This window comes from Paenibacillus sp. 01T424 (genome assembly GCF_056398745.1).
This window is the reverse complement of sequence record NZ_JBFTPZ010000005.1, coordinates 292,322-306,199: the sequence shown is the minus strand read 5'-3', so window position 1 is coordinate 306,199 and position 13,878 is coordinate 292,322. Positions and strand designations below refer to the sequence as shown.

Here is a 13,878-nt window from a genome sequence, read left to right as displayed (position 1 = left end):
GAGGTGATGAATGTATTGCTTATTGGCAAGTACATGATGATTCAAAGGAATGTTTATCACATGCAGCCTTGGCGATTGCCATGGCTATTAAAGGCATACATTCCTTTAGGTAACAGAGGATTTATAAAAAAAGTGTTGCTTTAGGATGCTACTATTTTTGGGAGGGTTGAAATTGGGTATTAAAAAACGTGCAAAAAAAATGTTGGTGTCCTGCTTGGCATTTTCGCTAGTAGGATCGATGTTCGTTGGTTTGCCGAATGCTGTCTCGGCAGCACCAAGTGCAACTGAAATTAAGTTAAGTCCAGACAAGATGAAGAAAGTATGGGATGGTTGGGGAACTTCATTAATATGGTTTGCTAATGCTACTGGCGGCTGGGAAAGCGAGCAAGCGAAAAATGATTTGGTGGATGCATTATATGGCAAAGAGGGACTTAATTATAATATTGCCCGCTACAACATTGGCGGTGGCGATGATCCGACTCACAATCATATGCGTGAAGGCGCTGATATTCAAGGCTTTTCAACGGAAGAGGGTCATTTTGATATTAATCGTGATGAAAAACAGCGTTGGTGGTTGCAGGAAGCATTGAAACGTAAACCAGAACTAATTATGGAAGCGTTTTCCAATTCTGCGCCATACTATATGACCCACAGTGGTTGTACTGCTGGTAATCATAATGCTTGGGAGAATAACTTAAAAGAAGATTATTATGATGATTTCGCGGAATATTTAGCAGAGGTAGTCAAACATTATAATGATGATTTTGGAATAGAGTTCGATACTCTTTCACCAATTAACGAGCCCAATACAAATTACTGGGGTGCTTTCAATCGTCAGGAAGGCTCGCATTGGGATCCTTGGGCGCAGTCATGGATTATTTGGGAAGCTCGACAAAAGCTGAATGAAAAAGGATTGAATAATGTTGGCATTTCAGCAATGGAAGAATCCGTAATCGATACTTTCCTGGAAAATTGGAGCCATTATAATGACGATGCAAAAAACAGCATTTCTCAAATGAACGTTCATGCTTATGGAGGTTCAAAAAGATATGAGGTTCGTCAGCTTGCCGAACAGGAAAATAAAAAGCTATGGATGTCAGAAGTTGATTTAGGACCAGGCGGTATTGCTCATAATCATGATGATATCGAACCAGCATTAGCGCTGGCTGATCAAATTATGGTGGATATTAAATGGTTTGAACCGCAGGCATGGGTAATTTGGCAAGCTATTGAAAGCGAACAAAATATGCAATCAGACAAGGAGAATATGAACTGGGGTCTGATTCATGCTGATTTTGATACTGAACAATGGTGGTATACGAAAAAATATTACGCGATGGCGCAATTTAGTAAATTCATTCCGCAAGGCTCGAAATTTTTTGAGAATAGCGACGCTGATGGAAAGACACTAACGGCTTATAACGAAGGGACGGGGGAAACGGTTATCGTTTATCGTAACCCGGATCAAGGCAGCAGACAATTGTCATTTGATCTTTCCAAGTTTGCAAAGCCGGGAAGTGAAGTATCCACTTATGTGACAACATCAGAAAAAGATTTACAGGAAGGTAAATTAGAAGTTTTAGGAACTAAGCTTTATGCAAATGTGGAAGGAAAATCAATTACAACTTTTGTAATCAAAAATGCTCAGTACGTCGAAGGCCAAGAAGCAGACGTTACACAGATATTAAATGATTTAAAGGTAAGTATTGAACAACATAAAGCAACCTTGAATGAAGATAACCCGGATATTGAAGAGTTGGAAGCGCTAATTACAAAAGCTGACGATGCTCTTCAATCTGGCAGCAATGAACAAATTTCTGATGCAATTGTTGAAATCAGCCTCAAATTCAAGGCAATGTTGTCTGATGGTGTTATAGGTGTTATACCACAACAGTTGATGAGGGCTTCGGCGAGCAGCGCACAAACTGGAGAAGGTCCGGAGCTTACCATAGACGGTGATGTAAATACAAAATGGCATACGCCATGGGGCGATGGCTATCAAGATCCACCGCACTCTATTACTTATGAATTAGACAAACTGTACAAAGGCATTAACAAACTGGAATATACACCAAGACAAGACACAGATACGAATGGTACAGTTACTAAGTTTGAAATTGAAGCAAGTATTGACGGTGTGAATTTTAATAAAATTGCAGAAGGAACATGGGATGCTAACAAAGCAATAAAAACAGCAACCTTTACTCCCGTCGATGCGACTCATATTAAATTCAAAGCACTAGCATCGCAAAGTGATACTGGCACACAGTTTGCATCTGCTGCTGAAATCAATTTGTACAGGGATTCAAATTTTAAACTAAATTCAGAGCAACTTGCAAAAGCAATAACAGATGCTGAACAATTTATTGCAACTTCGAATAAAGATGAAAATCTATTAGAGCTTTTGAAACAATATGTTGAAGCTGGCAATGCATTAATGAGATCGGATTCATCCACGCAAGAAGAAATGAATCGTACGACTAATCAAATTAATGATGAAATGGTTAATTTGCAGAGAGATAGTTTCCTAGTTGAAGGGATCACAGTAAAATACGCCCCAGAAGCACACTGGAGCACACCTGTAGAAAGCATGTTAGATGGTAATCGAGATACATTTTATGAAACGAATTGGGAAGATTGGGGCCGTAAATACCTAGCAGGCGACTATATCGTTCTTGACTTGAATAAAAGCAGAAAAGATATAAGTCAAATCCTCTACACACCGAGACAAGGTAAAGATAAAGAAAACGGTCGTATTAGACAATTCAAAATTTATACAAGCGATAAAGATTTGTCAAACGTTGAATTAACAGGTACACAAAGTGAATTGGATCAACATTTTGAGTTGGCAGCCGTCGGCGGTCTTGATACAGGAAAAGATTATGATCAATCCGCAACCTTCCCCTCAAAAAATGCACGTTATGTAGCTATTCAAGTTATCAAAACTGGCGGCAACAGCTCTACTTTATCGATTGGCGATTTGGCTGTTTATCAAAAAAATGTTGCGGACATTGATACGAGTATAGTTCAAATTGCTAAGGAAAAGTTGGTCACTCTTTACGAAGATATGGTTCCATATGTAAGAAATATTATGGACAATTATTTAAATGAACTCGAAGATACAGAGCATCTAACGTTAGAATCACTAGAACATTATAATTACTGGCTTAATGAATATTATAATTTCTATTCTAATCTTGGTCATGTAAGCTCCATCAAAAATGGTGAAGTGTGGCTAGATACTGACGGTGTGCCAATTCAGGCGCATGGCGGAGGTATTATATATGACGAAAACACTAAAAAATACTATTGGTACGGAGAAGATAAAACGGAATCGAACATGGGTGCTGGTTATGTTCCGATGACAGGTGTACATGCTTACTCATCTACTGACCTTTATAATTGGAAAAATGAAGGTGTTGTATTGCCGGTATTTAATAATCCGTCTCTTGGTGATCGAACATACGATGGATTGACGGATGCTTCTAACATTCCAATGTATATTCATGAAGATGATGAATCATATAAGGAATCGGGAGTAGGATTCGAATCTTGGCGACAAGAACAAAATTATGGGAAGCTTGATGATTGGAATTTCATTCCGGAAAATGGAGTGGAAAAACGTTTTTATAATTTCGCTGGTAACATGAAATCACCAGTTCAAACACTTAAAAAACATAATACACGGGAACAAATTGCTGATTTGAATGCACTATATAAAGATACTTCTATCGAAGAGAAACAAAGATTATACGGGCTGTTCAATTGGGATAAAGTTGTGGAACGACCAAAAGTTGTTTACAACGAGAAATATGATAATTATGTCATGTGGTGGCATCATGACGGTCCAATGTCGGGTAAATATTGGACAGCATCAGGTGGTGTAGCTGTAAGTAAATCACCGATAGGTCCGTTTAAAGTGCTTGATATTGAGAGAATGCCAAATGATGGATGGGATCCTGACAAAAGGGGTGAAGGAGATGGTATGCTCCGCGATATGACCCTTTATGTTGATGAGGATAAAACAGCATATTTGATCTATTCATCCGAAGGAAATGGGACAACCATCGTTCTAAAACTGGATGATACTTATACACAACCAGCTCGTGAGGAACATGGAAATGCGATTTGGGCGAAAGCTCATAGCAATGGTAGAGAAGCTCCAACATTATTTAAACAAGATGATACGTATTATTCAATAACATCTGGTTTAACAGGCTGGAACCCAAATCCTGCTAAATATCATATTACAGGACATCCATTAACATGGTGGTGGGAAGATAAAGGCGATCCATTCTGGGATGATTGGAAAGGAACTACTCATGAGAGTCAAAGTACTTTTGTACTGCCATACAGAGATAAAAACGGAAATATTGTAAGAGATAAATTTATCTTTATGGCAGATCGTTGGAATCCTGGAAACTTGAGTGACTCCAGATACATTTGGTCCCCAATACACTTGGACAGTGAGAATAAACGCATTTCAATGAATTGGCAATCGGAATGGGATTACTCACAATTTGGAGAAGCGCAAATAGAAAAGTACACTGTAACATTCAATAGTAATGGTGGTAGTGGTGTAGCTAGCATTGAAGCAAACCCTGATTCACCGATTTCTGAACCAGCAGCGCCGATAAAAGAAGGTTACATCTTCATCGGCTGGTACAAAGATGAAGCATTGATGGAACAATGGAATTTTGCAACGGATAAAGTAGCAGAACAAGATATCACCTTATATGCGAAGTGGGAATCTGAATCTACGAATGTATTGGTAGAATCGATCAGCCTGACTAGCGCGGTTGGCAATGCAGCAATAGATGTGAAAGGCGGCAGCCTGAAGTTGACGGCAGAGCTATTGCCAACCAATGCTTCTAACAAAATGGTTGCTTGGACTGTCTATGAGGAAGATGGCGTAACGGCAACGGACAAAGCAACGATCGATCAAAACGGAATGTTGACTGCCGTGAAGGACGGCTCTGTAAAAGTAGTCGCAACCGCGACGGACGGCTCAGAGGTTCGAGGTGAGATAACGATTGTCATCACGAATCAATCTGAAGTTGAAGATATTTCAGTTACTTTTAATAGTAACGGCGGCAGCGAAGTAGCAAGTATTAAAGCCAAACCAGACTCCGTACTTACAGAGCCAACAGCACCAACAAAAGCAGACTACGTGTTCGTTGGTTGGTACAAAGATGAAGCATTGATGGAACAATGGAATTTTGCAACGGATAAAGTAGCAGAACAAGATATCACCTTATATGCGAAGTGGGAGTCTGAATCTACGAATTTGTTGGTAGAATCGATCAGCCTGACTAGCGCAAGTGGCAAAGCGGCAATTGATGTGAAGGGCGGCAGCCTGAAGTTGACGGCAGAGCTATTGCCAACGAACGCTTCCAATAAGAAGGTAGCTTGGACTGTCTATGAGTCAGATGGCGTAACAGCAACGAACAAAGCAACGATCGATCAAAATGGATTGTTGACTGCCGTGAAGGACGGAGCTGTAAAAGTAGTCGCAACTGCAACGGACGGATCAGAGGTTCGAGTTGAAAAAGCGGTTAATATTACTAATCAAACTTCCGACGGAGGAAACAACGGAGGTAGCGGTGGTGGTATAACAGAACCAGCCCGTGAAAACCCAGCTTTATACGAGCCGAAGAAATCTGAGCTAACGATTGATTCCGCACTAAATAGCGTGACAGCTTCGCTTGATCGCAATCAACTTGCCAAAAAGGCAGCGGAGTTTTTAAAAGCAGAACAAGCCGATACCATTCTAACGATTGATGTTCCTGAAAATCACACACGATATGAAGTGAGAATTCCATTGGACGCTTTGAGCGGATTAGCTGCGAACAAGCCGGATTCGATCGTATCGATCCGCAGCAAGTTTGGAAGCTATGAATGGCCGGTGTCTATGTTAAACAGCAAGGATATGAAAGGTAAAGTAGATGCCGATGCTGTATTAATTGTAAGCATGGTGAAAGCGAACGAGGATAAGTTGCAGCAATTGGATGCAGCCCTATCCGGCAATGGAATGAAGCGTATAAGCGACATTATCGACTATAAAGCAACGCTGAAAACGAAAGATGCGGAATACGATAATCATTCCATCGATTATATTGAGCGTACTTTAACCGTAGACAAAGTAATTCGCAATTTAAATGAAGCAACGGTCGTATCATATGATCCTGAAACGGGAGCCATTCGATTTGTACCAGCGGTGTTTACCGTTATGGATGGCAAGACTGTAGCAACGATCAAGCATTACTCGAATGGCATGTATGTCATCATTGAAGGCAATAAAACATTCAAAGATATGCGCGGACACTGGGCACAGAAGGATGTAGAAACACTCGCGTCTAAGCTGATCGTAAATGGGAAAACGAATCAAGTTTATGATCCGGAAGGGAAAGTGACCCGTGCAGAATTCGCATCGCTGCTAGTAAGAAGCTTGGGCTTGAATAATAATGGTGCTGATCAGGTATTTGACGATGTAGCAACTGCTAAATGGTATGCCGCAGATGTAAGTACAGCGGTTCAGCACGGGTTAGTACAAGGAGTAGGCAACAACAAGTTCAATCCTGACGCATTCATCACTAGAGAGCAAATGGCTGTTATGATTATGAAAGCTGTTCATCTCGTTCAAGGAGATACAAGCGTTGGATCGAATTCATCAAGCATTTCGTTAGCTGCTTTTGCTGATCAAGACCAGCTATCGGGCTTTGCCCGTGAAGCAGTTCAAGCCGTAATAAATGCAGGTATTATGAATGGCAAATCGGAAACCACGATTGCGCCAAAAGATACAGCAAGCCGTGCTCAGACAGCTGTCATGCTGAAGCGAGCATTGAGCTTTGTTAAGCTGATTAATTCGTAATCAATAAAGAATGACACGTAGTCAGCTCATCATGTGAGCTGACTACGTGTTTTTAACCAAACGTATGAGAAGATAGAGCTCAATTTGCAGACTGATTAAGGTGTGTTGTTAATAAATGGTTATTCGCATATCACTGATTGTAAGCGATGTCAAAAATAGCATCGAAGAAAATGATGCGTGTTTGGCAATAACCTCATGAACGATAAAGATTGGCCAGTCTACTACTCGCTACACTCCTAACAATTGTACTTATATACATTAAATTACCATTATATTCATTAAATATCTCGTATGATGTGTACAATTATACATGTAGTGGATACAAGCATACATGGATGAATCTGTGAAATTCCTCTACACTTATAACAATTACCAAGAGTAGAGGAGTGTATTTGAATGAAAGACCAAAAATGAATTACCCTGGTAATTTTCAGTTTTTTTTAGATTGAAATCAAATCGTAGCGTATTAATTATAGGTTGAAAAGCTGCAAGGGGGCAGAAATGAAACCAATATATAAGATTATGATTGTAGATGACGAAATGCTTGTTAGACAAGGAATTAAGCACCTTCTAGATTGGGAACAGGAGGGATACCGAATTGTCGCTGAGGCTTCGAATGGTCTTGAAGCTTTGGATTTGGTTGATGAGGTCAACCCTCATGTCATACTAACAGACATCGTGATGCCAGTTATGGACGGTGAGGAATTTGTTAAGCGGGTGAAGGAGAAGTACCCTCATATTGAGGTAATCGTCTTAAGCAGCTTCAGTGAATACGGCTACGTTCGCTCCACATTTCAGAGCGGAGTAGCGGACTATATCCTAAAGCCGAAGTTGGAAGCCGAATACCTGTTATCAATCTTAAACAAAACAACTGCCAAAATGGTTGGGACGCAGATGGGCGATCAAGGAATTGATATGGAGGAAAAACAGCTTACACGAATAATCGAGAAGCTAATGAGCGGATACGAGGCTTCGCAAGAACCTGGGTTGGTGCATTCGAAGTTTCCATACAGACGTTATGCATTTTTCGGTACGGACATGAACCATATTAAAGATTCTGATGAAAAGGTGACTTTCGCAAGCCAAATAGATAGAGGGCTGCGTAAGCTCAGCAAGGACAAAGCAGCCTATATGCAGCTAAAGTTTGACAACGATTCTATTCTTTTCTTAATTAATGTGAATCCAGAGCAATGGGTCGAAATGCTTATGGAGCTCAGGTGCCTCGTCACAGAAATGACAGAGATTAAGAGCGGTACCCAATTCGTTCTTAGTCAAAGCTTCGAGGATTTTAACCGCCTTGGAGAGATTTATCGGAACAATCACTTGAAGCTTACAAGATATAGCTTTTACCTGCCGACACGAAGCCTGATTGAAAATGATCATTTACCGGGACTCTCGGATGCGTATCAAGAATATGACATGGCAGAATTATCGGAACAGCTGCGACGAAAGCAATTCCAGAAGGCGTTTACGAGCTTTCTGGAATTTGTGCATCTGTGGTCAAAGGACTATCGCACCGAAATTTTTGAATTCAAATCGTTTTTGGGGAACTTCATATTTAACGTGACGACAACACTTGGGAAAATGAAGTATGAAACCCCTGGGGGAGAAGACGCTAAATATGACTACTTCCGAAAAATTGATGAAGCTAGGTATGCTAAAGACGCAATTGCTCTAGCTGAAGCGTTCATACATGAGGCAGAACATGTGATTCGCAAGGCGAACTCATTATTTAATCCAAATATATCTAATCTGCTTGAATATATTCATGAGCATTACGCTGATCCGATCACGCTGACCGGAGTGGCGAGGCAGTTTCATTTCAACGCTTCGTATCTGTCTAGTTTTTTCGCTACTCATAATGAGGAAGGTTTCAGTGAATACCTGAACAAAGTCCGGCTGGAAAAAGCGATGGAGCTTCTCTTGACGACGGGAGAATCGATATCCGAAATCAGTGCAAATGTAGGCTATTCGGACCAGAGCTATTTCACAAAGGTGTTTAAAAAGCATACCGGCATATCGCCAAGCCAGTATCGGAAACAATTCTCGGAGGAGATAAAGGAGTCATGATAAGAAATGCTGCATTAAAGCTGAAAAAACAGGGCTTGTTCCTCAAGTTGTTTCTCGTCACGCTCATTAGCATCGTTACCGTATCGCTAATAACCCTGGCTATAACGATCAGCATGTCGGAAAAATTATTTTTTCAAACGTTCAGCATTACTAACAGCAAGCTGCTGAACCAGATGAAGACCAACCTTGAGTCTTACAACTACACGGTAGCTACTGGAGCAGCGATGATAGCTCAAAATGCCTCCATCCGAAACTATTTATCTGGGCAAGAGACGGATGCAGTATCACTTGCCACCGAAACATACCATATGACAGAAGGCATGAAGGCGATTCGGTCCAACTTCAGCGCTTATGACGTTGGGATTATGATCATAGGCGTGAATGGTCGGAGTTATTCAACAGATGCTTATTATTGGTCCACTTTCGCCGAGGAAATGAAACATCACACCGTTACGAACGCAACAAATGAGCAATCTGCGCAAATCCTGTATCAGCTCTATCCAGCTGGTGACAACAAAGGCATTGCGAAAGAGCAAGTGCTTGTGGCTTCCAAAGCTTTATTTGATCAACAGACAAGTAGTTTTTACGGCACCTTGTATGTTGCGATTCGTGATCGCAATTTCAGATCTTTTTATGCTAACTTTACGAGTGAAGGCAATGACGTGTTGTTGATAAATAAAAACGGATTGATAGTGTCCAGCAATCGGAGCGAGCGGATTGGGCTAATGGATAAGCCGTTATATACAGAAGTAGCAGCTCAGCAGCTCGGAGAAGAAGATGAAGGATCCGCCTATGTCATGGGTAATGAACGAATTGTGTTTTCTGAATATTTGCCGGAGTTTGATTTTTATCTGGTAAATCTAATTGACAAGAAAGCCGTGACCGGACAGATGGTGAATGCTGAAGCGGTGACGTTGACAATTATGGTCATCGTGGCGATTTCCCTTATTATCGTATTTTTAATTACCCGAAAAATGACGAAGTCCCTGCGTGTACTCGTTAAACAGATGTCGCATATTCCAACGAGTGGATTCGATAATCATATCGATATCGCTACTAGCAGTTATGAAGTTAAAGAGCTGGGCAACGCTTTTAATTATATGCTTGATGCACTGCATGATTATGTAGATCGGCTGTTGGAAACCCAAAAGCAAGTGCGTAATGCAGAGCTGGCCGCACTTCAAATGCAAATCAATCCGCACTTTCTATACAATACGCTGGCATCAATAAAGTTTTTGGTGTTGCAAGGTAATAAGGAAAAAGCAGCAGGTACGATTAATGCACTTATCTCTCTCCTGCAAAATACAGTTAGTGATGTAGAGTCCACTATTCCTGTTTGTCAGGAACTGGAGACAATGAAGCATTATGTCTATATCAATCATGTACGGTACAGTGAGAAGATACGCGTGAATTATTTTGTGGAGCCTGACAGCTTGGATTACCACATACCGAAGCTCATTCTCCAGCCTTTTATCGAAAACGCATTCTTTCACGGATTCAACATAAAAGAACAAGGAAGTATTTTGATCATGATAGCCGTGAACGAGGACCAACTAGTATGCGAGGTCGTGGATAACGGAGACGGTATGGATATAGAGCAAAAGCAGCTGAAAGTGGAGCAGATACGTACGCCGAAGAGAAAACGCCAATTTTTCTCCGGCATCGGCATACGTAATGTTGACGACAGAATTAAATTAATGTACGGGGAGAATTATGGGATTAACATAACAAGCAAACGGGGAGAAGGTACTAAAATCAAAATTAACATTCCATTAATTAATAAATAAAGAATGTGCTAAACAACAAAAGAATGTGCTAGAGACGTCATGAAAAGTGAATAAACGATCCAATAATAGCACAAAAGCTAACAAAGAAAATACAAAAGAACATGAATACAAAGTGTTAAGATGGATGCGTCATTGGAAAACGCTTTCATCTTTTTTTATTTTACAAGGGGGATTATTTATTGAAGCAATTAGTTTTCATTCTGCTTGCTGGCGTTATTCTCTTGACAACATGTTCGTCTGGTGGAACGAAAGGCAGCCTAACAAGCTCGGGAGATGAAAGCACTTCCAATCCGAAAGAGATTACAGTTTGGGCGTGGGACCCGGCGTTTAACATTGCCGCCATGGGTGTAGCAAAAGAAGCATATTCACAAGTTCATTCGGATGTAATGATCAACATCGTGGAAAACGCGCAGGCTGATATCGTTCAAAAGTTGAACACCTTGTTGAATTCAGGTTCTACGAAAGGTTTGCCTAACATCGTATTGATCGAGGATTATCGAGCACAGAGCTTTTTGCAAGCGTATCCGAATTCGTTTTATGAATTGACAGACGCCGTAAAAGTCGAAAATTTCGCTGATTATAAGATTGATCCGACGAGTGTTGATGGCAAGCAATACGGCGTACCATTTGATTCAGGTGTAACCGGAATGTATGTACGGACAGATTATTTGGAGCAAGCGGGCTATAGCTTAGCTGACATGAAAGAAATCGACTGGAAGCAGTATATCGAGATCGGTAAAGCTATAAAAGAGAAGACCGGCAAAAACATGCTCACCCTTGACCCTAACGATCTTGGACTTATTCGCATGATGATGCAATCTGCGGGGCAATGGTATACGGCAGAGGATGGCAAGACTCCGATCATTGCAGACAATGCCGCTTTAAAAGAGGCGATTGAATTGTATAAAGAAATGCTGGATTCCGGCATTGTGAAGGTGATATCGGATTGGAGCCAATTTGTTGGTGCATTCAATCATGGTGAAGTCGCTAGCGTACCTACCGGTAACTGGATTACCCCTTCAATTAAAGCTGAAGCTTCTCAGTCACAAAAATGGGCAGTAGCTCCGCTTCCTAAGCTTGCAGTAACAAAAGGCTCCGTCCATGCATCAAGTCTTGGCGGCAGCTCTTGGTATGTAATGAATGTGGAGGGTAAAGAAGCTGCTGCCGAGTTTCTCGGAAAGACATTTGCTTCCGACGCTGAACTCTATCAGTCTCTAAATACAAAGATTGGAGTCATTGGTACTCTAAAGGCTGCGGCAAGTGGAGAAGCTTACTCTGCGGCAGACGAATATTTTCAAGGCCAAAAAATCGTATCTGATTTTGCAACATGGACTGCTAAGATTCCTACCGTCAACTATGGCACGAACACTTACGCCATTGAGGATATTATCGTTGTTGCATTGCAAGCTTATTTTGGCGGGAAAGATGTAGATACCGTCCTGAAGGATGCGCAGACGCAAGCTGATACTCAAATTCGCTAAATACATTTCAAGCGTTGCTACTCTTGGAAACCGCCCCCGACGAGTCGCTGGAAGCAACGGAGCTTGGACAGCATTTGATCCGGATATTCCAGGATATGTACGATAATGATATCTGTGTTGTGATCAGCGGATTGATGGATGATGTAAAGCAGCTCCACAAACAATTTCACGAGATGTAAACGATGCTGGAAAACAAGTTCTTTTTCGATGAGGGTACGGTGATGCTTGCGAACCGCACGTCATTTGTTACGAGCAGGAGTAAATGATGTGCTAACGGAATTGAAGCAAAACATTCAGCACAATCGATACGATATCGCGCAACTGCATGTCGAGCAACTGTTTGATGCTTTGCAACACAGGGAGCATTTTACGGTTATCTATGTAAAATATGTGTGCACCGAAATTGTCAAAGCTACATTCAATGCTTCTATAACAAAGAATAATGATAGATTCAAGCATAGTTTGGAGGACATCTATAAAACGGTAAAGCTGAGTGATTTGCGTAAAGTAGTACTGAGTATTTTAAAGGCAAACGAGTCTTCCTGCGAAAAGAATTCGGAAGCGACCTCCAAAGCGATCGATGAAGTCGTCCGAATAATCGAGAACGAATACCAGACAGACTTGTCGTTGGAGTTATTGGCGGAGCGGGTTTATTTATCTCCTAGTTATTTGAGCCATTTATTCAAGAAACAGAAAGGGATAAGTCTCAATAAGTTCATGACCTTGCACCGAATGGAAAGGGCAAAGGAACTGCTTATAACAACCAACCGTAAAATTATCGATATCAGCCATGATGTTGGTTATAGCAACTTTTCCTACTTCAGCTCGTTATTCAAAAATCATTTTGGTCGAACACCTTCCTAGTGCAGAGAAGAGGCATAACCTATGAAACGGCTGATCTATGGATTGTTCAATCGTTTACGGTTTAATCAAAAACTATTTCTTTCCTATTTAATCGTTATTATCATTCCTATTATGGTGCTTGGCATATACGCCTACAATCAATCAAAGGACATGCTGAAGTTGCAGGCACTGCAAGGGATTGATAAGAATGTAAATACCGTTACTCAGAGTATTGACAATTCGGTTGAACGCTACAATCATGCGATTTGATCGATCCTATTCACTAAGATGTTTCAGAAGATCGTAGCCAATGATTATATCGACTTAGTCAATCTTTCACGGGATTTGAATGATTTCTTAGATCCGTATTTTATTATGATGATGAACCTTGACAAGGATATTCAGAAAATAACCTTTTACACCCAGAGCACTGTGCCGGAATTCGGCGATTTAGTAGTCCCACACAAACGTGTTAGTGAGGAGCCATGGTATAACGAAGTTATCAAGGGGATAGAACCACTATGGAAATATGAGAATAACGAACTGTTTGTAGTCCATAAATTCCCAGGTAATCTAAAAGAGCGCTACACGAATATTGTTTATATGCGAATTAATGAGAGCAGTTTTTTCAAAAACATTACCGATTTAGCTTAGGAGTATGGTGTCATCATCTCTGATGACAATAGTCGGATCGTATATGCGAATCAAAGTGCAAAGTTGACGGCCTTCGACTTCAAGGGCGACCGTTTTCCTATACATAATAGGGGAACGGTTGTTTTTTCTGAGTACGCCGATTTCCGAAACTCTAATGGTTCGCTATTGCTTC

Annotated in this window: 8 protein-coding genes; all 8 read left to right on the top strand. The window is 40.9% G+C overall.

The window, feature by feature from the left end; translation table 11 throughout:
• Positions 1–172 precede the first annotated feature (172 nt).
• The 8 genes from AC1DPK_RS06950 to AC1DPK_RS06915 all read left to right on the top strand — a co-directional run bounded on the left by AC1DPK_RS06950 (position 173) and on the right by AC1DPK_RS06915 (position 13,706).
• Positions 173–6,871 (top strand): InlB B-repeat-containing protein, encoded by a 6,699-nt coding sequence (locus tag AC1DPK_RS06950; protein WP_477509775.1) that lies wholly within the window; start codon positions 173–175, stop codon positions 6,869–6,871.
• Positions 6,872–7,372: 501 nt separating this feature from the next.
• A complete protein-coding gene (locus tag AC1DPK_RS06945; protein ID WP_441874868.1) occupies positions 7,373–8,941 on the top strand; it encodes a response regulator transcription factor in 1,569 nt (522 codons plus the stop codon).
• Positions 8,938–10,728 carry a cache domain-containing sensor histidine kinase gene (locus AC1DPK_RS06940; protein WP_477509774.1) on the top strand — a complete coding sequence of 597 codons (1,791 nt, stop codon included), beginning with the start codon at positions 8,938–8,940 and terminating at the stop codon, positions 10,726–10,728. Before AC1DPK_RS06945 ends, AC1DPK_RS06940 begins: the two co-directional genes overlap by 4 nt.
• A gap of 179 nt (positions 10,729–10,907) precedes the next feature.
• Positions 10,908–12,209, top strand: a complete 1,302-nt coding sequence (locus AC1DPK_RS06935) for an ABC transporter substrate-binding protein (protein ID WP_477509773.1) — start codon at positions 10,908–10,910, stop codon at positions 12,207–12,209.
• Positions 12,210–12,232: 23 nt separating this feature from the next.
• Positions 12,233–12,388 carry a hypothetical protein gene (locus AC1DPK_RS06930; RefSeq protein ID WP_477509772.1) on the top strand — a complete coding sequence of 52 codons (156 nt, stop codon included), beginning with the start codon at positions 12,233–12,235 and terminating at the stop codon, positions 12,386–12,388.
• 88 nt (positions 12,389–12,476) lie between these two features.
• Positions 12,477–13,073 carry a helix-turn-helix transcriptional regulator gene (locus tag AC1DPK_RS06925; RefSeq protein ID WP_477509771.1) on the top strand — a complete coding sequence of 199 codons (597 nt, stop codon included), beginning with the start codon at positions 12,477–12,479 and terminating at the stop codon, positions 13,071–13,073.
• Positions 13,074–13,094: 21 nt separating this feature from the next.
• A complete protein-coding gene (locus AC1DPK_RS06920) occupies positions 13,095–13,322 on the top strand; it encodes a hypothetical protein (protein WP_477509770.1) in 228 nt (75 codons plus the stop codon).
• Between the two features lie 18 nt (positions 13,323–13,340).
• Entirely contained in the window at positions 13,341–13,706 is a 366-nt protein-coding gene (locus AC1DPK_RS06915; protein ID WP_477509769.1) for a hypothetical protein, read from the top strand.
• The last annotated feature ends 172 nt before the right edge of the window (positions 13,707–13,878 follow it).